General features: G+C 39.4%; 22 protein-coding genes. 14 read left to right on the top strand and 8 right to left on the bottom strand.

The annotated features are described in order from the left end of the window. Positions 1 to 92: 92 nt before the first annotated feature. Positions 93 to 1382: an alkaline phosphatase gene (locus H5092_RS05140; protein ID WP_182733022.1), complete on the top strand. Its 1290-nt coding sequence runs from the start codon at positions 93 to 95 to the stop codon at positions 1380 to 1382. Between the two features lie 95 nt (positions 1383 to 1477). Here H5092_RS05140 and H5092_RS05135 read toward each other — a convergent pair whose 3' ends face one another. The 3 genes from H5092_RS05135 to H5092_RS05125 form a co-directional block, all read right to left on the bottom strand. Next, complete coding sequence (locus H5092_RS05135) at positions 1478 to 1807, bottom strand: hypothetical protein (protein WP_182716646.1); 330 nt, start codon at positions 1805 to 1807, stop codon at positions 1478 to 1480. Between the two features lie 68 nt (positions 1808 to 1875). Next, on the bottom strand, positions 1876 to 2577 hold the full coding sequence (gene tsaB, locus H5092_RS05130) for a tRNA (adenosine(37)-N6)-threonylcarbamoyltransferase complex dimerization subunit type 1 TsaB (RefSeq protein WP_182733021.1): 702 nt from the start codon (positions 2575 to 2577) through the stop codon (positions 1876 to 1878). A 9-nt stretch (positions 2578 to 2586) separates the two neighbouring features. Beyond that, positions 2587 to 4503: an ATP-dependent DNA helicase gene (locus H5092_RS05125; RefSeq protein ID WP_182693235.1), complete on the bottom strand. Its 1917-nt coding sequence runs from the start codon at positions 4501 to 4503 to the stop codon at positions 2587 to 2589. A 331-nt stretch (positions 4504 to 4834) separates the two neighbouring features. Here H5092_RS05125 and H5092_RS05120 point away from each other — a divergent pair, with 331 nt between their 5' ends. Both H5092_RS05120 and H5092_RS05115 read left to right on the top strand, forming a co-directional pair. Next, on the top strand, positions 4835 to 6118 hold the full coding sequence (locus H5092_RS05120) for a sodium:proton antiporter (protein ID WP_024597348.1): 1284 nt from the start codon (positions 4835 to 4837) through the stop codon (positions 6116 to 6118). Positions 6119 to 6401: 283 nt separating this feature from the next. Beyond that, positions 6402 to 8255 carry a cytochrome c/FTR1 family iron permease gene (locus tag H5092_RS05115; protein WP_182694935.1) on the top strand — a complete coding sequence of 618 codons (1854 nt, stop codon included), beginning with the start codon at positions 6402 to 6404 and terminating at the stop codon, positions 8253 to 8255. 114 nt (positions 8256 to 8369) lie between these two features. On the opposite strand, the gene H5092_RS05110 is transcribed toward H5092_RS05115, so the two are convergent. After that, entirely contained in the window at positions 8370 to 8606 is a 237-nt protein-coding gene (locus tag H5092_RS05110) for a hypothetical protein (protein WP_002960256.1), read from the bottom strand. A gap of 419 nt (positions 8607 to 9025) precedes the next feature. Between H5092_RS05110 and hisG the strand changes: the two genes are divergently transcribed. From hisG to H5092_RS05060, 10 genes are all read left to right on the top strand, one after another. After that, the gene (hisG, locus tag H5092_RS05105) at positions 9026 to 9925 is read left to right on the top strand and encodes an ATP phosphoribosyltransferase (RefSeq protein ID WP_182733020.1); all 900 of its coding nucleotides are present in this window, start codon (positions 9026 to 9028) and stop codon (positions 9923 to 9925) included. Between the two features lie 5 nt (positions 9926 to 9930). Beyond that, a complete protein-coding gene (hisD, locus tag H5092_RS05100) occupies positions 9931 to 11232 on the top strand; it encodes a histidinol dehydrogenase (RefSeq protein ID WP_182733019.1) in 1302 nt (433 codons plus the stop codon). Next, a complete protein-coding gene (hisC, locus tag H5092_RS05095) occupies positions 11222 to 12331 on the top strand; it encodes a histidinol-phosphate transaminase (protein ID WP_182720315.1) in 1110 nt (369 codons plus the stop codon). The genes hisD and hisC overlap by 11 nt, the downstream gene beginning before the upstream one ends. After that, positions 12328 to 13389, top strand: a complete 1062-nt coding sequence (gene hisB, locus H5092_RS05090) for a bifunctional histidinol-phosphatase/imidazoleglycerol-phosphate dehydratase HisB (protein WP_182720314.1) — start codon at positions 12328 to 12330, stop codon at positions 13387 to 13389. The genes hisC and hisB overlap by 4 nt, the downstream gene beginning before the upstream one ends. Beyond that, positions 13386 to 13976 carry an imidazole glycerol phosphate synthase subunit HisH gene (gene hisH / locus H5092_RS05085; RefSeq protein ID WP_002960265.1) on the top strand — a complete coding sequence of 197 codons (591 nt, stop codon included), beginning with the start codon at positions 13386 to 13388 and terminating at the stop codon, positions 13974 to 13976. Before hisB ends, hisH begins: the two co-directional genes overlap by 4 nt. 33 nt (positions 13977 to 14009) lie before the next feature. Next, positions 14010 to 14744 carry a 1-(5-phosphoribosyl)-5-[(5-phosphoribosylamino)methylideneamino] imidazole-4-carboxamide isomerase gene (locus tag H5092_RS05080; protein WP_182733018.1) on the top strand — a complete coding sequence of 245 codons (735 nt, stop codon included), beginning with the start codon at positions 14010 to 14012 and terminating at the stop codon, positions 14742 to 14744. Further along, a complete protein-coding gene (hisF, locus tag H5092_RS05075) occupies positions 14726 to 15505 on the top strand; it encodes an imidazole glycerol phosphate synthase subunit HisF (protein ID WP_002960269.1) in 780 nt (259 codons plus the stop codon). Before H5092_RS05080 ends, hisF begins: the two co-directional genes overlap by 19 nt. Then, a complete protein-coding gene (hisIE, locus tag H5092_RS05070; RefSeq protein WP_007376299.1) occupies positions 15496 to 16110 on the top strand; it encodes a bifunctional phosphoribosyl-AMP cyclohydrolase/phosphoribosyl-ATP diphosphatase HisIE in 615 nt (204 codons plus the stop codon). The genes hisF and hisIE overlap by 10 nt, the downstream gene beginning before the upstream one ends. A 108-nt stretch (positions 16111 to 16218) precedes the next feature. Further along, positions 16219 to 16758 (top strand): hypothetical protein, encoded by a 540-nt coding sequence (locus H5092_RS05065; protein ID WP_182733017.1) that lies wholly within the window; start codon positions 16219 to 16221, stop codon positions 16756 to 16758. Between the two features lies 1 nt (position 16759). Then, positions 16760 to 16948 (top strand): DUF1289 domain-containing protein, encoded by a 189-nt coding sequence (locus H5092_RS05060; RefSeq protein ID WP_165723885.1) that lies wholly within the window; start codon positions 16760 to 16762, stop codon positions 16946 to 16948. A 40-nt stretch (positions 16949 to 16988) separates the two neighbouring features. Here the strand turns inward: H5092_RS05060 and H5092_RS05055 are convergent, their stop codons facing one another. Further along, positions 16989 to 17537 carry a gluconokinase gene (locus H5092_RS05055; RefSeq protein ID WP_182733016.1) on the bottom strand — a complete coding sequence of 183 codons (549 nt, stop codon included), beginning with the start codon at positions 17535 to 17537 and terminating at the stop codon, positions 16989 to 16991. 150 nt (positions 17538 to 17687) lie between these two features. Between H5092_RS05055 and gntU the strand changes: the two genes are divergently transcribed. After that, the gene (gene gntU / locus H5092_RS05050) at positions 17688 to 19031 is read left to right on the top strand and encodes a gluconate transporter (protein WP_004586388.1); all 1344 of its coding nucleotides are present in this window, start codon (positions 17688 to 17690) and stop codon (positions 19029 to 19031) included. Between the two features lie 109 nt (positions 19032 to 19140). Here the strand turns inward: gntU and gntR are convergent, their stop codons facing one another. The 3 genes from gntR to H5092_RS05035 all read right to left on the bottom strand — a co-directional run bounded on the left by gntR (position 19141) and on the right by H5092_RS05035 (position 22354). Beyond that, a complete protein-coding gene (gene gntR / locus H5092_RS05045; RefSeq protein WP_182733015.1) occupies positions 19141 to 20151 on the bottom strand; it encodes a gluconate operon transcriptional repressor GntR in 1011 nt (336 codons plus the stop codon). A gap of 194 nt (positions 20152 to 20345) precedes the next feature. Beyond that, the gene (locus H5092_RS05040) at positions 20346 to 21962 is read right to left on the bottom strand and encodes a M56 family metallopeptidase (protein WP_182733014.1); all 1617 of its coding nucleotides are present in this window, start codon (positions 21960 to 21962) and stop codon (positions 20346 to 20348) included. 11 nt (positions 21963 to 21973) lie between these two features. Next, positions 21974 to 22354 carry a BlaI/MecI/CopY family transcriptional regulator gene (locus tag H5092_RS05035; RefSeq protein WP_182692377.1) on the bottom strand — a complete coding sequence of 127 codons (381 nt, stop codon included), beginning with the start codon at positions 22352 to 22354 and terminating at the stop codon, positions 21974 to 21976. Positions 22355 to 22368: the final 14 nt, after the last annotated feature.

Here is a 22368-nt window from a genome sequence, read left to right as displayed (position 1 = left end):
TATAAATATCTTAGATATTCATTTATTTATCATACTATCTGTATACAATATCAGCGGCTATTAAATAAGGTACACTCATAAGGTACACAACCATGAAAAAACAGATCAGCTTATTAGCGCTTTTATGCACCGCTTCTGGTGCTTACGCAGAATCAGCACCTAAAAATGTAATTTATATGATTGGTGACGGCATGGGTCCGGCTTACACCACGGCTTATCGCTATTTTAAAGACGACCCTGCAACAAAAGAAGTAGAAGGCACGGTTTTTGACACTATTTTAAAGGGTATGGCTCGTACCTACCCTGATGACCATACTTATGTGACAGACAGCGCAGCAGGTGCTACAGCACTTAGTAGCGGTCATAAAAGTTACAATGGCGCAATTGCAGTAGATACAGACAAAAAATCAGTTAAAACCATGCTGGAAATAGCAAAAGAGCGCGGTATGACAACAGCGCTTGTAGCAACTTCACAAATTAACCACGCAACTCCAGCAAGTTTTGCGGCGCATAATGAATCACGTAATAATTATAATGACATTGCCAATGATTACATCGACAATAAAATTGCGGGTAAATTACCGGTTGATTTAATGCTTGGTGGCGGTACTAAATACTTTATTCGTGATGACCGTAATTTAGTTGATGAATTTAAAGCCGCTGGTTATCAATATGGCGACGACATTAAAAACCTAGGGCAAATTACACAAATACCTGCAATTGGTTTATACGCATCTAAAGGCTTACCTTTTGCATTAGATGAAAACCCAACTCGTCTTACTCAGTTAACGTCTAAAGCACTTGGTTTATTAGATAATCAAAACAAAGAAGGCTTTTTTGTGATGATTGAGGGCAGCCAAATTGATTGGTGTGGTCACTCTAACGATATAGCCTGTGCAATGGCTGAGATGGATGATTTTGCTAAATCAATCGAAAAAGCAAAAGCGTATGTTGATAAAAATAAAGATACTATTTTAGTCATTACTGCAGATCACTCTACAGGAGGTTTAACCCTTGGCGCACATGGTCAGTACAAATGGGAAACTGATGTAGTAAAAGGTGTTAAAGCAACTGCTGGTAAACTAACTCAACTTTTACTGGATTCTGATGATTTAAAACCAGTATGGACTGCTAACACCAATATTGAATTTACAACTGAAAACCAAATAAAACTTGAGCAAGCTAAAAAAATGGGTGAAAAAGCGCTTAATTTAGCTGTTAAGAGTATTATTAGCGATGCAAGCTTTACTGGCTGGACAACAGGCGGACATACTGCTGTAGACGTGCAGGTATTTGCCTATGGTAAAGGCAGTGAACAATTTATTGGTTCACAAAATAATACTGATATAGCAGATAAGCTGATTGGCTTTATTAAGCAGTAAGCTTTACGTACTTTTGAACACAAAAAGCCCGAACAAATGTTCGGGCTTTTTATTAAATTTTATAGCTGTATTTATCTAAAGCGCTTAAATAAGCGTTAAGCGTATATATCAACGCCTATTAAATTTTGTACTTCTGCTCTGCGTTCTAAATTAGCAAATTCAGTATAAGTAGAAATCGCTTTGCTTACTTGAGCTGTCGGTTGGTCGTAAATTGTTTGGCTGTATTCATTACTTTTAGCACTACTTTTAAACAGCTGATTAGCAAGTTCAACGCCCTCGACACTGCTTTTTACATAATCGGGATTCGTTTTTTGAGCAGCCGGTTGGTCTAATAAACTCTGTGGTTTATTAGTAACAACTTTAGTAGAGCTAACCCTACCCGGAATATCTCCGGTAAAAAAACCTGAACCAATAGGCAGCGTCATTACGCGTCTCCAACCTTAATATTGCATAAAATTATGATTTAAAAACAACCAATTTGCAAATAATATGATTACTCACGTCCTGGTAGCTTTTTCCACGTTACCGTATCGCGCACATATTTAGGTTGAGCGTCACTCGCTTTTACAACGTCACCCGCTAAAAACGTGGCTTCAACATGCGCTAACATATAACGTGCATCTGGTAATGTAATATCAGTATTAATTGTCACGTTTTCAAAGTCATTAAGCGCATCAGGATAGGTTTTAAAACCTGTGCCCACTGCTACAGATGGCTCAGTGGTTGCTATATACTTATTGTTTAGTAAATCAGGTTTTATAACGCATTCTTGGTTAACTAAAAGCATTAGATTATTTTGCGCTTGGTAATGTGCAAAGTATATCTCCCCCATACGCGCATCTATACTTGGATAAACACTCAGGCTGCCTTTTTGTTCAAACGTTTGTTGAGCCATAGTAGCCAGTGTAGACACACCAACAAGCGGCAAATTAGTTGAATACGCTAAGCCTTGCGCTATAGCAACACTAATACGTACACCGGTGAAACTACCTGGCCCCTGGCCAAAACCAATTACGTCTAAGTCTTTTAATTTACAGTTTGCTTTAGTTAAAAGTTCATCCACAAGTGGAAGTATTTTTTGGCTGTGCTGCTGCGGACACTCTTCAAAATGATGAAACGTTTGGCCCTGGTAATGTAAAACAATTGAAAGTGCTTCAGTTGAAGCATCAAGGGCAAGGATATTACTTTTGATCATTTTAGTACTCTAATTAATTTGTTTTAAAAATGTATTGGCATCTTCTAAGCTTCGCGTGCGGCGCATCGGTGGTAAGCTTTTTAAAAATACTTGGCCATATTGGCGTGTAACTAAGCGATTATCACATATTACAAGTACGCCTTTGTCTTTACTATCTCGAATTAAACGCCCTACACCTTGCTTTAGCGCAATTACAGCCTGCGGTAATTGTATGTGTGAAAAAGGGTCTTTTCCCTGCATTTGGCAATCTTGCATTTTAGCTTGTAGCAATGGATCGTCAGGGGCTGCAAATGGCAATTTGTCTATAATAACACAACTTAATGTACTGCCGCGTACATCGACACCTTCCCAAAAAGAAGCCGTGCCGAGTAATACCGCATTACCATGGCGAGTAAATTTCTCTAAAATTATACGCTTAGACATTTGCCCTTGCATATAAACTGGGTAGTCTATTTGTGTAGTTAGCCCTTCGGCCACTAAGTGCATCATTCGATAGCTAGTAAATAACACAAAACAACGCCCTTGTGCTGATTTTATAAGCTCAAGCGTTAGTTTTACAATTGCATGTGGCATATTATCAGCATGCGATTCGGGTAAGTAGCGAGGTAAACACAGCAGCGCCTGATTAGGGTAGTCAAATGGGCTATCTACCATCATGCTTTGTTTTGGCTTTAAACCTAGGCTTGCATTAAAATGCTCTAGTTTGTTATCAACCGAAAGTGTTGCAGAAGTGAATACAAATCCTGCGCCCGTGTCTTGCATCATTTGAGCAAACTTAGCTGATACATTCAATGGCGTTATATTAATTGTTAAATAACGGCGCGTTGTTTCATACCAATAACTAAAGCCGGTTTGGGCTGTATCAAAAACCCGCTCTAACTGCCCTTTAAACGCAAGTGCACGTTCAAATGGATGCTCAATTTTGTCGCTTCTATCTAGGCAAAGCTTGAGTACTTGATAAACAAAATCTAAATCACTGATCACACGATGGAGCGCCGAGCAAATTTGTTTATCGCTTAGTTTTTCTCGCCAATCGCCTCTACTGCCATCAACACCAAATTGTAAACGTAAATCAGCAACGCTTGTCTCAAGCTTGTTTAAGCTTTTACCAAGTTGCAGCATATCGGGAATTTCAGCTCTATAAATAGCACGTAAATCATTAATTAAATCTACCAACTTTTTAGTGCTAACACTTTCACCAAAGTAATCGCTGGCAATTTCGCTTAACTGATGGGCTTCATCAAATATGTAAGCATCTGCTTTTGGCATAAGTTCAGCAAAGCCACTTTCTTTTACAGCCATATCAGCAAAAAACAAATGGTGATTAATTACAACCACATCGGCATCGGCCGCAGTTAAACGTGCTTTACGTATATAACAGCTTTGAAAATCTGGACACTCTTTACCTAAACAATTATCGGCTGTTGAATTTACATAAGGCAGTACTTTGGCATCATCTTCTATACCTATACAATCAGCCAAATCGCCCGATTGTGTTTCGCTTGCAAACTTAGCTACCATAGCTAGTTGATGCATTACGTCAGAGTCGTCAGTAGGTACATGTGCAACATGTTGATTAAGTCGGTAGGTGCATAGGTAATTGGCGCGCCCTTTTAATAAGGCGGTTTTTTTTGAAGCACTTAAAGCTTTAACTAGTTGCGGTAAATCTCGGTGATAAAGCTGCTCTTGTAAAGCTTTAGAACCTGTTGATATTATTGTGCGCCCTTTTGACTTAAGTGCAGGGGCTAAATATGCAAATGTTTTACCCGTACCCGTACCTGCTTCAACAACTAATTGCGAACTGTTTTTTAATGCATCCGCAACAGCTACTGCCATATCAATTTGTGGTTGGCGAGGCGTATACCCATCTAAAGATAACGCTAAAGGCCCGGTTGCACTAAACAGCTGTTTGATAATACCAATCACTTTATAATAAATAATAGCGGGATTTTACGTAAGCAAAGCATTAAGGGCAAGTAATTACAAAACCCACTTTTACTTTACGAATTAATACGCACTTTGATAGTGAGATTAATCATTCGATTTTACAATACACCGTGTATTTATAACGTACATTTAATTTAATAATGACAATATTTACAAAGCCTAATTTCCTATTAACTCTTACTAAAAATAATCTTTATTAAAAGCTATATTTAGGCATAAAAACTGTGACTCTGAAATATTACAGGAGTACCATACGCGGGTTTATAATCCTCTTTTTCGTGTGTCGTTAAAAAAATAGTAAGGTTAGCCAATGAATGCTTGGTATCTCATTTGTTTTCTCTCTGCCATTGCAATTTTTATTGCTTTTGCAAACCAATATATCCTCAAAATGCAAACTACAATTGCCATTACTACAGGCTCAGTTGTTATTTCTTTATTATTGATTATTGCCGTTAAATTATTAGGCGATCAAAATGCGTTAGCCATGACCCAAATTGTTTCCAGTATTAACTTTAACGAGTTATTACTCAAAGGTATGCTCGGATTTTTACTTTATGCTGGCGCATTGGAAATTAACCTTATGGCGCTTCGTAAACAGCGCTGGGAAATAACCGCACTAGTGCTATTTTCTACTATTGCTTCCACTTTTATAGTCGGTTATTTAAGTTTTTATCTATTTGCCTTATTTGGCTTTGATGTACCGTTTATATACTGTTTATTATTTGGCGCGCTTATTAGCCCAACCGACCCTATTGCTGTACTTGCTATTATTAAACAAATGCGAGCGCCAGAAGGAATCTCAGTTCAAGTAGAAGGTGAGTCGCTATTTAACGACGGTATTGGTTTAGTAATATTTACGACCATTTTTTCGGTTGCTTTTTATGGCACCGATGCACAATTTGGCGATATAGCAGAACTCTTTTTTGTAGACGCCCTAGGCGGCATTGCGTTTGGTTTGGTTATTGCTTTGGTTGGCCACTTTTTAATTATTAACAGCCGCGATGTAAACATTCGCTTATTGATAACCTTAACTATTCCTACCGCAGGTTTTGCTGCTGCAAATATTTGGGAAATATCAGGCGCACTTGCCATGGTTACGAGCGGCATATTAATGGGTAACATTACTCGTACTAAAGCAACTGAGCGCACGGGGCCTGAAGACACTCGTTACGTAAAAGATTTTTGGCATGCAACCGATAGCTTTTTAAATGCCCTACTGTTTTTAATAATAGGTATGCTAATAGTGACGATGCCAATCACGCTTGGTGAAATTGGCTTAGGCTTACTAATGGTACCTGCAGTATTACTAGCACGCTTTATTAGCGTAGGCGCACCCTTTGTTATCTTTAAACGCTTTAGAAGTTACGATAAACACAGTGTTAAAATTTTAACCTGGGGTGGGCTACGCGGTGGTCTTGCACTGGCAATGGCGGCAGCAATTCCACGCGAGCAAGTTTTTGTAGGCGGCTCTGACCTACATAACCTAATCGTTATTGTTACCTACGTTGTGGTTATATTTTCTATTATTGTACAAGGCTTAACTATTTCGCCGCTTATTCAAAGCAGCATTAAGTCAGCTGAGCAAGCAAAGTAATAAATGCTTTGTGAGCAATCAACTCAGTAACCAAGTTATTATATAAATCACTTGGTTACTGTTACTCACGTGTTACAAAAACACTTTAAAGTTCTATAAATTGTTATCCTTTTTATTTATCTTCTTTGTTTAAATTAATCCGCTTGAAATGCAAATGAAAACAATTATAATTTTGGCTTTTCCTCTGTAGGGCTTTTCAATGTCCAAAAATAATTCTCACGTGTTTTTAAATTTGGTATCTCTGGGCAAACGACAATTTCATTGTTTTTTTGTGCTTTTTATAATGGCTATGGCAAGCTTTAATGTGTCGGCCTCACCTAATGAGCAAACAAAAATAAAACAAATTGCACAGCTTGCAGAGTATGTAGGTGTAGATTACGTGGCAGCTGTTGGAAATGGTGAAATACTAGACCCCGACGAATATCAAGAAATGACTGAATTTTCGCACGTTATTATTGAGCAAGCTGGACAGCTATCAAGCCAAACCAATGAGTTTGATACAGTAAAGGCACAAGCTAAAGCACTGCATACAGCGATTGCCAATAAAGCGAGTGTTGCCGATGTACGTGCAGCAAGCTCAGCGCTTCGTGAGTCGCTGCTTACCTTTATGCCACAACTATCGTTACCTACATCACTGCTTCCGGTTGAGCAAACTAAAGCGCTTTTTGCTACTAACTGCTCAATGTGTCACGGCCAAAGCGGTCAAGGCGACGGTCCGCTTGCAAAAAATTTATCGCCAGAGCCTACCAACTTTACCGATGAAGAACGCGCAACAAACCGCTCATTAATGGGGTTATTTGACGCTGTAAGTAACGGCATTGACGACACGCCTATGGTTGCTTTTACCCAATTTAATGAACAACAACGATGGTCTTTAGCTTTTTATGTAGGTAGCTTGGCATTTAAAGATGTTCAAAAACCACAAAATGTAGAACAAAACATTACCGCTTCGCAGATTGTAAACCTAAACCCTGCACAATTATCGGCAGGTCAAAGTGAAGCACAAGCACATTACGTTAAATGGCTTCGTGGTAATCCAGAGCAATTATTTAGCGCTAACAAAAATCCGATAACAGTTACTCGCACGCAGTTACTTGCAGCGCAAGCTGCGCATGCTAAAGGCAATTACTCACAAGCAAGTGATTTAGCAATTAGCGCATACTTAGATGGCTTTGAGCTTGTTGAAAACAACTTAAATGCCTACGACGAAACACTGCGTAAAAACATCGAAGTACAACTGATGAACCTACGCCAAACATTCAAAAACGAAAAAGATACAGCCGTCGTTGCCGAAAAAGTAAATGCCGCACTAACGCAACTCGCTAAAGCAGATAGCATGCTAAACGAAACCAAGCTAACTGATGGCGCCCTACTTTCAGCGAGTTTAATAATATTACTGCGAGAAGGCTTAGAGGCACTCTTAGTTATAATTGCCCTTATGACTGTGCTTATTAAAACGAAACGTCAAGATGCGCTTAAATACGTACATGTTGGCTGGGTAACCGCACTTATTGCCGGTGGCTTAACATGGGCTGCTGCGCAAACATTAATAGAAATAAGTGGTGCAAGTCGCGAAGTTATGGAAGGTGCAGGTGCATTGTTTGCCGCTGTAATCCTACTGTATGTTGGCGTATGGATGCACAGTAAAACAAGTGCGCAACAATGGCAAAAATATATAAAAGACAATATAGATAAGCGTCTTGAGTCGGGAACACTTTGGGGATTAGCGGGGCTTTCTTTTATTGCCGTGTACCGAGAAGTATTCGAAACCGTATTGTTTTATCAGTCTTTATTAACGCAAAGCTCGCCTGCTCAATATTCATCTATTGCATCGGGTTTCGCGATAGCTGTAGCAATACTGGCTATTATTACGTGGGTATTAATTAAGTACTCAATTAAATTACCGGTTGCTAAGTTTTTTGCAATTACCACTTACCTATTATTTGCACTCTCGTTTGTGCTTATGGGCAAAGCCGTTATTGCATTACAAGAGGCCGATATAATAGGTATTGCGTCGCTACCAATGAGCTTTGAAATAGCATGGCTTGGTATTAAGTCAACATGGCAAGGTATTGTAGCTCAGGTATGTGTGTTCGCTATATTTAGCTTTTATATATTTAAAAGCAAAAACCAATAGTAATGCCTATCTGCTTAAGAGTTTAAGCTAATTGGCATAAGCAAAATACATAGTAAAAAGGCCCGCAAGGGCCTTTTTAGTTAATTGCTTATGTATTTAGTAAAATTGGTATTATCAAGCCCACGTATCTAAATGGGGGTTTTCGTCATCATCTACGTTAGACTTTTTTTTACTATTTTGATCATCAAGCATATTGAGCTTTTTCTTTTTTTGTAACTCACGCCTTTTTTTATTCTCTAGCTCAACTTTTTCAGCGGCCGATCCACTTTGCACACCCGCAATATGAAAAGCACTTTTTGACTCAACTTCTAGTCTGGTTATTCTTCCTAAATAAGGAATCATGATATCCATACACACTTCCTTAGTTTACTGTTAAATTATCTAAACGCTTGGTTTGGCTAATAAACAAACAAATATATGCAAAAAATGTACTTCCCTTCTTAATATTATCGACAGTTATAAGATATGCTTTAATTAAGCTAAAAAAAACTTGCCATAATATGGCTGTTTATGTTTTTATGAATGCGAAATTTATTTAAACAGATAACAACTGAACGTTACTATAACAACGAGCAGTTACATAGGATAAAAAATGCGCTTAAACCTGACAACAGTACATCATCACCACCATTCACCGGAATAACCTGTCAGGTCTTTCGCTGAGAGGTTATTCCTAAAAGGAACCTCTGGCGATTCAAAAAACATTGATTCATTTTCGCCCTGAGGTTCCCCTCGGGGTTTTTAGTTTTTAAATTAAAGGAAAATGAATAATGAGTAACACAAATCGTCTACGTATCGCCATCCAAAAAGGCGGCCGCCTATCTAAAGATTGTCAAGATCTGTTAAAACAGTTAGGTGTTAAACTTAACCTTCGTGAACAACGCTTAATTGCACACTCAACTAATATGCCAATTGACGTACTACGTGTGCGCGATGACGATATTCCTGGTTTAGTAATGGACGGTGTATGTGATTTAGGTATTGTTGGCGAAAACGTACTAGTAGAAGTTCAAGCAGAACGTGAACGCCAAGGTGTTCCAAGCGAAGTAAACAAACTTTCAAAACTAGATTTTGGTTACTGTCGTCTTGCACTTGCTTGGCCACAAGAGCTAGGCACTCGCGATAAGAGCTGGTTTGAAGGCAAACGTATTGCAACTACCTACCCAGAAATTTTAACTCAGTGGTTAAAGCGCGAAGGCATCAACGCAAGTACAGTAATGCTTACTGGCTCTGTTGAAGTAGCACCACGTGCAGGTTTATCTGATGCAATTTGTGATTTAGTATCTACTGGCGCAACACTTGAAGCTAACGGCTTAATTCAAGGTGATACAATTTTAGAATCAAACGCATGTTTAATTCAAAATAAAGATCTGCAAGACGCTGACAAACTAGCACTAATCAATAAGCTTATGCCGCGCCTACGTGGTGTTAGACAAGCTAAAGAAAGCAAATACATCATGCTACACGCACCAAAAAACAAACTTGATGAAATTTGTGAAATTTTACCTGGTTCTGGTCAACCGACTCTACTTGCCCTTGCGGGTAATGAAGAATACGTAGCACTGCACATGGTAAGCAGCGAAACATTATTTTGGGAAACAATGGAGCAGTTAAAAGCCCTAGGCGCTAACTCTATTTTAGTTATGCCAATTGAAAAAATGATGGAGTAAGTACCATGCTTCGTTGGAATGAGGAATCTTCACAAGTACAAGCAGCGGCGCTAATGCGCCCTGCAGTTTCTGTAAGCGCAAAGGTTGAAGCAATATGCAAAACTATTTTAGGTAATGTAAAAGAGCAAGGCGATGAGGCCTTACTTAGCATGGCCAAAGAGTTTGATAATAGAGCTAACCCACGTTTGCGCGTACCGCTAGATGAAATTAACGCATCTGAGCAAGCACTAAGTGCTGAGCTTAAATACGCAATTGACACCGCTTATGCAAATGTTAAACGTTTTCACGAAGCGCAGTTGCCAAAAGATATTAAATTATCAACCCAACCAGGCGTTGTATGTGAACTGAAATATCAAGCCATCGAAGCAGTCGGTATTTATGTACCCGGTGGCAGTGCTCCGCTGCCATCGTCGGTTATTATGCAAGGTGTATTAGCACAGTTAAGCGGCGCTAAAACCGTTGTACTTGCTACGCCGGTACAAGGTGATAAAGCAATTAACCCTGCTATTTTATATGCAGCTAAGTTATGTGGCATTACTACTTTGATAGAAAGTGGTGGCGCAGGCGCAATTGCAGCAATGGCTTATGGCACTGAATCAGTTCCTAAAGTAAACAAAATTTTTGGCCCAGGTAATAGCTTCGTAACAATGGCTAAACAGCTCGTTGCGCAAACTATCCCAGGTATGGCAATTGATATGCCAGCAGGTCCTTCTGAAGTATTAGTTATTGCAGATGAACGTGCAAACCCAGAATTTATAGCCGCCGATTTACTCTCACAAGCAGAGCACGGCGCTGACTCGCAAGTTATTTTACTATGTAACAGCGAAAGTATTATAGAACAAACTCAGCAGGCACTTACAAGCCAATTAGCTAATTTGAGCCGCAAAGAAACAGCCGAGCAAGCGCTCGCTAATTCTTCACTTATTTTAGTTGATTCAGTTAAACAAGCATTTGACGTATCGGCGCAATACGGCCCAGAGCACTTAATTTTACAACTAGGCGATGCAACACCTTACCTAGATAAAGTTAAAAATGCAGGCTCAGTATTTGTAGGTGACTACACACCAGAATCTGCAGGCGATTACGCATCGGGTACTAACCACGTGTTACCAACATATGGTTACAGTGCAACTTACTCGAGTTTAAACTTGCTTGATTTTTTCCGTACATACACAGTGCAAACAATTACTAAAAGTGGTTTAACGCAGCTTTCAAAAGCAATTTTACCACTTGCAGATGCAGAAGGCCTTGATGCCCACGCTAATGCGGTTTCAATTCGTTTAGAGGCAATTAAAAATGAGCAATGAGAGCGCACAAGCGTCTAGCTTATTACCTAAGAATATTGCAGCCCTTGCTGCATACAGCTCTGCAAAAAGTGAAAAGCTAACCGGTACTACGTGGCTAAATGCTAACGAAAGCCCGTATGCTAAAAATCTTGAACTGAGTATTGAGGATTTAAATCGCTACCCCGACCCACAACCGCAACTGGTTATTGACAGGTACGCAGCTTATACAGATCTTGAAAGCGAAAATGTATTAATGACGCGCGGCGCAGATGAAGGCATTGAGCTTTTAGTGCGCACATACTGTGAGCCAGCTAAAGATAGTATTGCGCTATTTTTACCAACTTACGGTATGTACAAAGTTACCGCCGATACACACAACGTTAGTATTAACGCGCTTACACAAGAATTATTATTAAGTGGCAGTGTTGATGAAATAGTTGCAGCTGTTGGCAGCTCAAAGCTGGTATTTATTTGTAACCCAAATAATCCAACTGGCAGCTTAACGCCACTTGATAAAGTAAAAGCGATTGCAACAGCACTTGCAGGTAAAGCATTAGTTATTGTTGACGAAGCCTATATAGAGTTTTGCCCAGAGCAAAGCGCGACTAAACTTATTAATGAGTTTAGTAATGTAGTGGTTTTGCGTACGCTTTCTAAAGCCTTTGCGCTAGCAGGGCTCAGAACAGGCTTTACGCTTGCACAAGTGAGCGTACTAGCGCCAATTCGTAAAGTCATTGCGCCGTATCCGGTATCAGGTGTTGTAGCAAGTATTGCAGCGCAAGCAATTGCACCCGATGCAATTACATCAATGCGCCGCCAAGTTACTATTCTAAATAGCTTAAAAGCTAAGTTGGTAGATTGGCTAAACGCCTCCCCTGCTGCATTAAAAATTCTCACTGGTGAAGGTAACTTTGTTACTTTAAAATTAGCCGACAAAAACTACTTTAAAATTGCACTTGAGCAAGGTTTGGTTATGCGCGCTTTTACACTATACGGTGAAGACGACTGGCTACGAATTTCAATTGGCAGTGAACAAGAACTTGAACAAGTAAAAATTTGGTTAGATGGCTTACAAACGCCGGCTACCGCAGCATCTTTAGCAGGAAACGAAGTATCATGAGTAACCCCTATTTATTTATAGACCGCGACGGCACTATTATTGAAGAGCCAATTACCGACAAACAGGTAGATAGCCTTGAAAAGCTAGCATTTTTACCTGGTGTTATTCCTGCGTTATTACAATTACAAGCCTCAGGTTACCGTTTAGTAATGGTGTCTAACCAAGATGGTTTAGGCACGGATAGCTTTCCTACTGCTGATTTTGACATAGCACAAGACAAAATGATGGACATAATGCAAAGCCAAGGCATTAGCTTTGACGAAGTATTAATTTGCCCACACTTTGATGAGCAAAACTGTGATTGCCGTAAACCTAAAACGGGCTTACTTACCGAGCTTATGCGCTCTGGCAAAGTAGACTTAGCGCGCTCTTTTGTTATTGGCGATCGCCAGACCGATATTGGCCTTGCTCAAAACTTATGTTGTGAAGGTATTTTATACGACGGCGATTGGAGTGCGATAGTGACAAAATTGACTACCGCAAACCGCGAAGGTCGTGTTACACGCAACACTAAAGAAACCCAAATTGATGTAGCCATAAACTTAGATCAAACTAAAAATGGCAGCATAGACACCGGACTTGGCTTTTTTGATCACATGCTAGATCAAATTCGCACCCACGCAAACATTGGTTTAAACATTAAAGCCAAAGGCGATTTACACATAGATGAGCACCACCTTGTTGAAGACATTGGTATTGCTCTTGGTGTTGCACTTAAACAAGCGCTTGGCACCAAATCGCAAATTGCACGCTATGGTTTTGCGCTTCCTATGGACGAGTGTAAAGCCGAAGCACAAATTGATTTATCGGGCCGTGCATCATTTGTATTAAACGCTAACTTTAGTCGCGAAAAAGCTGGCGATTTAGACGTACAAATGGTTGAGCACTTTTTCAAAAGCTTAAGTGATAACGCCGCTATTAGCCTTATTTTATCGGTAAGCGACGGTAACTGTCATCACCAAGTAGAAGGCTTATTTAAAGCGTTTTCACGTGCTCTTCGTATGGCCGTAGCACAAGACACGACCCAACAAACAGCCAGCTCTAAGGGATGTTTATGATTGCCATAATTAATACCGGTTGTGCCAATATTAATTCCGTACGCTTTGCGTTTGAACGCTTAGGCCAAACGCCAACAGTAATAACATCACCAGAGCAATTAGCGGGTTTTGAGCGCGCTATATTGCCAGGTGTAGGCCATGCATCGGTTGCTATGAAACGCCTAGTCGATAACGGTTGGCAACAAGCTATAAATGAATACCAGCGCCCGCTTATGGGTATTTGTTTAGGTATGCAGTTACTGTGCGAAAGCACCGAAGAAGGTAACGTACAGTGCCTAGGTAAAATACCAGGACAAGTAAAAGCGCTTGATGTAGGCAATTTAACGTCGCCGCATATGGGTTGGAACAACTTAAGCGTTAACAAAGAGCATGCATTAACTAAAGGGCTAACGCTTGATGAGCAAGTGTATTTTGTTCACAGCTTTGCGCACACCGTAAACGACGCCACACTAGTGAGCGGCGAATATGGTCAAACCTTTTCAGCCATTGTTGCTAAAGACAACTACGCAGGCATGCAATTTCACCCAGAGCGCAGCGCAAAAGTTGGCGCACGTTTATTACAAAATTTTGTTGATTGGCAGTTGTAAGCTGCCCATTAACTAACAAAAAAGAGATTATTTGTGATTATTCCAGCATTAGACGTATTACAAAATCAAATTGTGCGCTTGTACCAAGGTAAATACGACACAGCACAGTTTTACCCTTTCGAACTTGGCGCGCGTTTAAAAGAATACGCCGACAGTGGCGCAGGTAAACTACATCTTGTGGATTTAGAAGGTGCACGCGATCCAAGTAAAAAACAGTGGAAACATATTCAAGCTGCAACCAAAGCACTTAACGTACCGTACCAAGTGGGCGGCGGTATTCGCTCAGAGCAAGATGTAAGTGATTGGCTAAAAGCCGGTGCAAACCAAGTTGTTATTGGTTCAATGGCAGTAGAAAAACGCGAACAAGTAAAAGCCTGGATTGAGCAATTTGGCGCAGAGCATTTTGTAATTGCTCTTGATGTAAATAAAACAGCCATGGGCTGGGCACCAGCAACGCACGGTTGGTTAAGTGAATCTGAATTTGGTTTACTTGAGCTGGTAGATTTTTATGTAAGCTTAGGTGTTATTGATTTTTTATGCACGGACATCAGTAAAGATGGCACCATGACGGGTCCATCGTTTGAGCTTTACGAAGATTTAACTCGCCATAACAGCACAATTAAAGTGCAAGCCTCAGGTGGCGTAAGCTCACTAGATGACATTAAAAAGCTTAAAGAGCTTGGTGTGGGCGGCGTTATTTTAGGTAAATCATTGCTTGATGGCGCATTTAGCGTTGAGGAGGCACTGGCATGTTATCAAAACGCATAATCCCGTGTTTAGACGTTAAAGACGGTCAAGTAGTTAAAGGCGTAAAGTTTAAAGGCCATGAAATAGTTGGCGATATTTTAACAATGGCTAAAGCCTACAGCGAAGCTGGCGCCGATGAACTGGTTTTTTACGAAATCAGTGCAAGCGTTGAAAAACGCCTACTTGATGTAAACTGGGTAGAGAGCATTGCACGTAATATCGATATTCCATTTTGTGTAGCGGGCGGTATTAAATCAGTGGCTGATGCAGCGCGGGTACTTGAGCGCGGCGCAGACAAAATAAGCATTAACAGCCCTGCTATTGCGCGTCCTGAACTTATTAAAGAATTACACGATGAGTTTGGTAAGCAATGTGTTGTAGTCGGCATTGACAGCTTTTTTGATGAAATTACCGGCGAGTATTTAGTTTACCAATTAACCGGCGATCCTAATGCATCAAGCCGTACGCGCTATAAAACACAAGAATGGGTTAAACGCGTACAAGACCTAGGCGCAGGCGAAATTGTATTAAACTGTATGAACCAAGATGGCGTTCGTAACGGTTACGACAACGAGCAACTAAGTAAAATTCGCGAGCTGTGTGACATTCCTTTAATCGCCTCTGGCGGTGCGGGTAGTATGCAAGATTTTGTTGATGTATTTAAACAAAGCAAAGTAGATGGTGCATTAGCTGCCAGCGTTTTTCATAAAAATGTGATTAACATTGGCGAACTAAAACAATTTTTAACAGATAACCAAGTGGCAGCAAGATTATGCAAGTAACACAACAAAACCAAGCTCAGGTCGATTTCGCTAAAAGTGATATGATCCCTGCGATTATTCAAGATGCCCGCTCTGGTGTTATTTTAATGCAAGGCTTTATGAACAGCGAAGCACTCGCTGTTACGCTTGATACCAATAAGGTAACGTTTTACTCGCGTTCAAAATCGCGTTTATGGACTAAAGGCGAGTCATCAGAAAACTACTTAAACGTAGTATCTGTGCATACAGATTGTGACTACGATTCAATTTTAGTACTTGCCAACCCAGAAGGCCCAACGTGTCACTTAGGTACACAAAGCTGTTTTGGTGATGAAGCAAAACCAAGTTTAAGCTTTTTAGCACAGTTAGAAGATGTGATTGTTGCGCGTAAAAATGACGACCCTGAAAAAAGCTACACAGCGTCATTATTTGCAAAAGACTTAAGCCGTAGTTGTCAAAAAGTAGGTGAAGAAGGCGTAGAAGTTGCCCTTGCCGCTATGAAACACGATAACGATGAGCTAACAAACGAATCTGCTGATTTAATTTATCACCTGACTGTATTACTACAACGCCAAGGCTTAGCCCTTGAAGATGTAGTTAAATGCTTGCAAGGTCGCCATAAATAGCATTAGTTGTGACTAACAAAGAGGCTCATATTTATATGGGCCTTTTTATTTTTACAGTAAATCACGTGTGATATAGTGCGTGGCTAAATTACTCGGTTACTGTGAACTATGAAAAACTATATTATTCCTTCTATTGTCGCGTTTATTTTAGCGGGCTGTACCAGCAAAACTAATCAGACTACAACTACAACAACCACTACTACTACAACGAATCAGTCTGTAAAAACCACAGTAACACCCGATGAATGCAGCACCATAAATAACCTTATAAGCAGTTATGAGTCTGGTTTTAATTCAATCAAAACAGATAAAGTAAATAACCAGTTTACTAATCAATGGCGTACTAGTGCTCATATGATTGGAGCAAACTGTACGGTTACTTTAAATAAGTCAGAGCAAGCAAGCTACCAATGCCAAACACCTGTTAAAACACAAACGCAAACAATAAAGTCTCATCAAAAACTGGCTAAGCAATTACGCCAATGCTTAACCAAAACAGGTTGGTTGGAAAGCCAAAAAGAAACAGCAAGTTCAATTTACAGCACCTTTGTACTTGATACTAAAACCCCAGTCATTACACTCTCTACTAATCAAGAAGGTAACGGGTTTTCTACTCGCTTTGAAATTGCACCACCACTAGGACTTTAATATGCGCCAATTAAATCAAAACAAAAAACAATCTAAATTTAAAACTGATTGCCTAGGAATATGCGAAAGGCGCAGCGGTTACTGCACCGGTTGTGGGCGTACTAACGAAGAAATTTTTGATTGGATAATATTATCTGAAGATGAAAAAAAAGCGATTTTAGAAACACCACGAGCAGACGCTAACTCATAACAAATAAAGCCCCTAAATGTTAAAAGTAACAGTTAATTGATTAACTAAAAACTTTTAACTTGTTGTGGCTATTCATTTTAGTTGCGCTAATACAGCTTTCGACTACTTGCTCAAATGAGTTATTAATATCTATATTTATAACATTGGGCTCATCTTCTTTTGGAACTTCTAGCGCTTCAAATTGGCTTTTGAGTAAATCAACAGGCATAAAATGCCCTTTTCTGTCTTGCATACGGCTTTTAACCAGCTCAAAATCACCAAAAAGATGTAAAAAGGTAATGCCTATATTTCCATCACATATTTGTTCTCGGTATTTCTTTTTTAATGCTGAGCAGACTATTACCGCGACTTCATTTTTCTTTTCAATGCTAAATGCAGCATCACGTATTCTTTCGAGCCAAGGCACACGATCAGCATCGTTTAAAGGCTGCCCAGATGACATTTTTAATATATTAGCCTTGGGATGTAAGTCGTCTCCGTCGATAAATTTAGCGCCAATGCGCTTTGCCAATGCATCACCCACACTTGACTTTCCTGTGCTTGAAACCCCCATTACAATATAAATACGACCTACATTTGTGTTACTCATGTATTTACCCTCGCCTTAATTTAATAATTAATTATTTTCAATGTATATATTATATTGAGTTACGGGTAACATGTTACGCGTAACAAATACGAAAGTGAAGTTAAACACACACTAAACATCATAATTCACACTGAATATAAGTAGGGAAAAATGTCAGATTTATCATTAATACTAACAGCGGTAGGCTCCATATTTTTATTGCTTTTTTTAGTAATGAAAGTACGACTACATGCTGTCGTCTCTTTGATCCTTGTTTCTATGATTGCAGGATTATTCTCAGGAATGAGCCCAGAAATAATTGCCGCTACAATTCAAAAAGGAATGGCCGGAACACTAGGCTTTGTAGCGGTGGTGGTCGCTTTAGGCGCCATGTTTGGCAAAGTAATGGAAGAAACCGGCGCGCTGGATCGCATTGCCCACACACTTTTACACCGTTTTGGAGAAAAAAACGCTAATTGGGCGCTTACCTTTACGGGCTTTATTTGTGCCCTCCCCCTCTTTTTTGATGTAGCCGTTGTACTTTTAATCGGTATTGTTTTTGCTGTGGTACGAAAAGGCGGTGGCAGCGTTGTTAAAATTGGTATTGGGCTACTTGCTGGGATAGCGTCTTGTCAGGCGTTTCTTATTCCTGCGCCAGGGCCGATTTTGGTTGCCTCTCAATTAGGCGCTGACTATGGTTATATGATTTTATTTGGCCTTATTGCTGCCATACCGGCAATGATTATAGGAGGTCCAATTTGGGGCTCTATTATTTCTAAATCTATTCATGTAGAACTCCCACAGCACGAACAAATCGACGATAACCAAAGAGTTGGTAAAGGGACGCCTAGTTTTGGATTAGCATTAGGTTTAATTGCTCTGCCGTTAATTATGATTAGTTTAAATACTATTGGTAGCCGCTTTGTTGAAAAAGACTCTGATTTATATAATTGGTTAGCCTTTATAGGTCATCCATTTACAGCAATTTTAGTTGCCTGCCTAATGGCATTTTATTTGCTCGGTGCAAGGCGCGGTGTCCCTAATGCTAGAATCATGGAAATTTGTGGTAGTGCCTTACAACCTGCAGGAATTATTATTCTTGTCACTGGTGCCGGTGGGGTATTTAAACAAGTATTAGTTGATTCCGGAGTAGGTACTGCACTAGGTAATTACTTAGCTGGCTCAGGATTACCGATTGTAATACTCGCTTTTGTATTATCAGCCGCTGTGCGGGTTATTCAAGGCTCTGCGACAGTAGCTATGCTTACAGCGTGTGGCTTAATTATTCCAATGCTTCAGCCTTTAGGCCTTGATGGAGCGCAGCTTGCCGCTGTCACTATCGCTATTGGTGGGGGCTCTATTGTGCTCTCCCATGTAAACGACTCAGGATTTTGGTTAGCGAGTCGCTATCTCGGTTTGAGCGAAATGCAAACTCTTAAAACGTGGACGGTAATGGAAACTATTATTGGTACTGTTGGCGCACTTGTCGCTATGATTATTTCTCTGTTTTTGTAAAATTACAGTATGTAGAGTTATCATCACACATATAAAAATTACCTGAGCCTTTTGTTATTTAGGCTCAGGTAATTAGGCACAGGTAATTAGGCTCATATAATTAGAGTATTTAAACACTTTCACCTAGATGAACTATATAACCAGTATCAATTACTTGCTTATAATTAATCCTAGCATCCAAATCTGAATTAATCCGGCTCAACAACTCTCTTCCCGCAACATTACCTATCTGATAACGAGGGGTGATCACACTTGCTAATTGAGGCACCATTGCTTGGCCAATATCATGGCCATGAAAACCCACAACCCCCATTTGGCTAGGCACTAAAATGTTGTTTCGCTGGCATTCAAAAATAGCCCCAATTGCTAAATCATCATTAGTACAAAACAAACAGTCAGTATTTGGGTAGTCAGTACGCGCTTTTTGTAAAAGTTCAGCACCTAAACTATAAGATGAAGCTTGATCAGTCATCACACTTTTAGGCGTAAAACCTTTAGCTAACATAGCATCTGAATAACCTTGAAATTTTAGGCGTGTTCGTACATCGAGCCTTGCACCTATATAAACAATATTGCGATAGCCTTTATTTAAAAGTGCCGTCGTCATATCAAAAGCGGCTTTAACGTTATCAAAACCAATCACTTGCTGCATTGGAGAGTGATGAGTATCCATTATTTCAATCACAGGTACGCCTGACGTTTCAATCATTTTTAGCGTTCTGTCTGTGTGTGTGGTTTCTGATAAAATTAAACCATCAACGTGATACGACAATAGATACTCAACCCGTTTTTCTTCAATTTCAGGGTTGTAACCATAATGGGCTAACATTGTTTGATATCCTGCAGGCCCTGTTACGTCTTCAATACCTTTTATAACTTGAGCAAATACGTGGTTCGTTAACGATGGGACTAGTACACCAATAGAGTAGCTTTTAGCATTAGAGAGTAAATCAGGGGCTTTATTTGCAATGTAACCTAGCGTATCAATAGCTGCACTAATTTTAGTGCGAGTAGACTCTGATACTTTTTCGGGATTACGTAAATAACGACTCACCGTCATTTTGGTTACACCAACCGCATCGGCAATATCTTGAAGAGAAGAACGCTTGTTTTTTTTCATCACACACAATTAAATAAAATGTTACTTGTAACATACCAACTATTGTGAAAAATCACTACTTTTAGCCATTTTTATTTAGGTTATCGCTAAGCGATTACCCAAGAGATTTAAATAATCTAGACCTATTTTACTGTATTTGTACCAATAACATAAACAGAGGCTCAGATACTCCGAGCCTCATCGTAATTGAAAACTTATAGCAATCTCAACAATTGCGAACCAGGTAGGCCGCTTTGTGGTAATAACGCGGGGGTAACTGCAAATGCTTCTGGGATTTTACTTTTGATTTCATCCATCTTTTTACGGTTATTTTGTTTATCATAAACATAATATTTAAGGATATTTCCGTATACATCGTCTTTTGCATCAACCTTCTCTAGGGTTTTTAACGCTTTATCGTAATCATCAAGGTAAATGTATGCCAGTGCTAAGTTATCAGCAGAGCCAACATGTAGTTTCCCTTCAAGCTGTTTTGATAAATCTTCAAGCTCTGAAACAGCAAGCTCATAACGCCCTAGTTGTATATACGCGGTTGCTAGTGAATTTTTTAAAAAGTAAGGCGGGTTACTACCAGGCTCATACCATTTTTCGTAAGCACTCAGTATATCTTCATATTGCTCAAGTTTAGAGTAAACGTGATCTAGCAGCCTAAAGCTTTGTAGTTTAATTTCAGCTTCTTCAAAACCAGCAAGTTTATCTCTATTTAAGTGCCATTGTTGTATGCCTTGCGCAGCTTGGTTTAACAGTTCAGGGGTATCACTTTTTGCCCCAGCAGCACTTTTTAGAAGCTGTGCAAGTTGTTGTTTATATTCTTCACTTTTAACAGGAGCCTGAGACGTATTATTACTTGGCTGCTTGTTATCTGAACTACCATCTACAATTTGCGCTGCAGCTAAAGCACTAAAAGACATTGCCGCCGCAACCATAACCAAATATTTACTTTTCATTGTTTTTTCCTTGTTTAACATTTTGATCCTCTGAATATTAAAACTCTTAGAATGAGCAATATTCAAAAGTGGGGGGGTAAAAAAGTGAGGCGAGCTTTTAGCACTTTGCTCTTGTAGCAATAAACTGGCTAAATCCAATTGGTATTTACCTTTTAGCTTTTGCATACACAACTCATCACAGCTAAGTTCGAGTTGCTCTTTTGCTAAACCAGTTAACTTTAAGCAAATAGGATTCCACCAAAAAACGCTTTCTATAAAACAAATAAGCCACGTCCAATAAATATCACCTTGTTGTAAATGAGTTACCTCGTGTTGAATGACTGAATCTAATTCTTCACGATTTACCATCGTCGACTCTAGCCAAATAACAGGCTTTATTAACCCGGTAGCAAAAGCAGGCTCTGTATGGGTTGTTAGTCTAATTGGATACTGATTGTTAATGTGTTTAAGTTCAGGACTTGGCTTTGAGTTAATGTATAAGTTTTTTATAAGCTTTACATAAAGGCTCACGCGTAATGAAAACAATCCAAAACCAGCTAAAACTAAAACTATAAAAACATTACTAAGTGATGGCAATAAGTCCCATATACCCATATCGCTTTGTAATTCGTCCTTAGTTGCTACTTGTTCAGCATTTGGTATTAGTGCTTTAACATCGGGAATCAATTGCGCCACGTTAAATGTGTAACGATTTGCCCCTTCAAATAAGGGTAACTGGGAAAAGTACTGCCAAGGGACAAACCAACATGCCAAGGCAATCATTAAAATGTAAAAGTTTAATCGTGCTGGGGCATTTTTAAGCCTTTTTACTGTAAGCAAAATACATAAGCTAATAAGTGTGCAAGTTAGTAAATAATCCGTCATTACCCTCTCCTTTAATCTAACTTTTTATTTTTTAAAAGCGTTTGTAAATATTCTATATCTTCATCATTTAGCTTTTCTTCTTTGATAAAGTGGGCAATTAAACTACGAGAATTACCTTTAAAAAATCGTTGCATAAAACTAGGCATAGCTTGCTCCGATAATGTGTCTTGAGTAACGATTGTTCTAAAAATAATAGCTCGTCCTTCATGTCCACAACGCTCAATCGCTCCTTTGTGTTCTAACCTATCTACAATAGTTTTAACTGTTGTATAGGCTACTTTTTTATCTTTTTGCTTATCAGCTAAAAGCACTTTATGTAGTTGACTCGCGGTACAGGGTTCTTCCTGCCAGAGCAGCTGCATAATATCCATTTCAAAATCACTAAGTTTCATTGTCGCTCCTATTA

Origin of the sequence: Pseudoalteromonas sp. SR41-7 (genome assembly GCF_014163935.1) — a bacterium.
GTDB classification, from domain to species: Bacteria; Pseudomonadota; Gammaproteobacteria; order Enterobacterales; family Alteromonadaceae; genus Pseudoalteromonas; species Pseudoalteromonas distincta.
The sequence above is the reverse complement of the archived record's forward strand: the minus strand, read 5'-3'. Positions and strand labels throughout refer to the sequence as shown.

What these genes read in the sequence shown, in the direction of transcription:
- H5092_RS05140 (WP_182733022.1), top strand. Translation starts at nt 93, where the DNA reads ATGAAAAAACAGATCAGCTTATTAGCGCTTTTATGCACCGCTTCTGGT.
- H5092_RS05135 (WP_182716646.1), bottom strand. Translation starts at nt 1,807, where the DNA reads ATGACGCTGCCTATTGGTTCAGGTTTTTTTACCGGAGATATTCCGGGT.
- tsaB (WP_182733021.1), bottom strand. Translation starts at nt 2,577, where the DNA reads ATGATCAAAAGTAATATCCTTGCCCTTGATGCTTCAACTGAAGCACTT.
- H5092_RS05120 (WP_024597348.1), top strand. Translation starts at nt 4,835, where the DNA reads ATGAATGCTTGGTATCTCATTTGTTTTCTCTCTGCCATTGCAATTTTT.
- H5092_RS05115 (WP_182694935.1), top strand. Translation starts at nt 6,402, where the DNA reads ATGGCTATGGCAAGCTTTAATGTGTCGGCCTCACCTAATGAGCAAACA.
- H5092_RS05110 (WP_002960256.1), bottom strand. Translation starts at nt 8,606, where the DNA reads ATGGATATCATGATTCCTTATTTAGGAAGAATAACCAGACTAGAAGTT.
- hisG (WP_182733020.1), top strand. Translation starts at nt 9,026, where the DNA reads ATGAGTAACACAAATCGTCTACGTATCGCCATCCAAAAAGGCGGCCGC.
- hisD (WP_182733019.1), top strand. Translation starts at nt 9,931, where the DNA reads ATGCTTCGTTGGAATGAGGAATCTTCACAAGTACAAGCAGCGGCGCTA.
- hisC (WP_182720315.1), top strand. Translation starts at nt 11,222, where the DNA reads ATGAGCAATGAGAGCGCACAAGCGTCTAGCTTATTACCTAAGAATATT.
- hisB (WP_182720314.1), top strand. Translation starts at nt 12,328, where the DNA reads ATGAGTAACCCCTATTTATTTATAGACCGCGACGGCACTATTATTGAA.
- hisH (WP_002960265.1), top strand. Translation starts at nt 13,386, where the DNA reads ATGATTGCCATAATTAATACCGGTTGTGCCAATATTAATTCCGTACGC.
- hisF (WP_002960269.1), top strand. Translation starts at nt 14,726, where the DNA reads ATGTTATCAAAACGCATAATCCCGTGTTTAGACGTTAAAGACGGTCAA.
- hisIE (WP_007376299.1), top strand. Translation starts at nt 15,496, where the DNA reads ATGCAAGTAACACAACAAAACCAAGCTCAGGTCGATTTCGCTAAAAGT.
- H5092_RS05065 (WP_182733017.1), top strand. Translation starts at nt 16,219, where the DNA reads ATGAAAAACTATATTATTCCTTCTATTGTCGCGTTTATTTTAGCGGGC.
- H5092_RS05060 (WP_165723885.1), top strand. Translation starts at nt 16,760, where the DNA reads ATGCGCCAATTAAATCAAAACAAAAAACAATCTAAATTTAAAACTGAT.
- H5092_RS05055 (WP_182733016.1), bottom strand. Translation starts at nt 17,537, where the DNA reads ATGAGTAACACAAATGTAGGTCGTATTTATATTGTAATGGGGGTTTCA.
- gntU (WP_004586388.1), top strand. Translation starts at nt 17,688, where the DNA reads ATGTCAGATTTATCATTAATACTAACAGCGGTAGGCTCCATATTTTTA.
- gntR (WP_182733015.1), bottom strand. Translation starts at nt 20,151, where the DNA reads ATGAAAAAAAACAAGCGTTCTTCTCTTCAAGATATTGCCGATGCGGTT.
- H5092_RS05040 (WP_182733014.1), bottom strand. Translation starts at nt 21,962, where the DNA reads ATGACGGATTATTTACTAACTTGCACACTTATTAGCTTATGTATTTTG.
- H5092_RS05035 (WP_182692377.1), bottom strand. Translation starts at nt 22,354, where the DNA reads ATGAAACTTAGTGATTTTGAAATGGATATTATGCAGCTGCTCTGGCAG.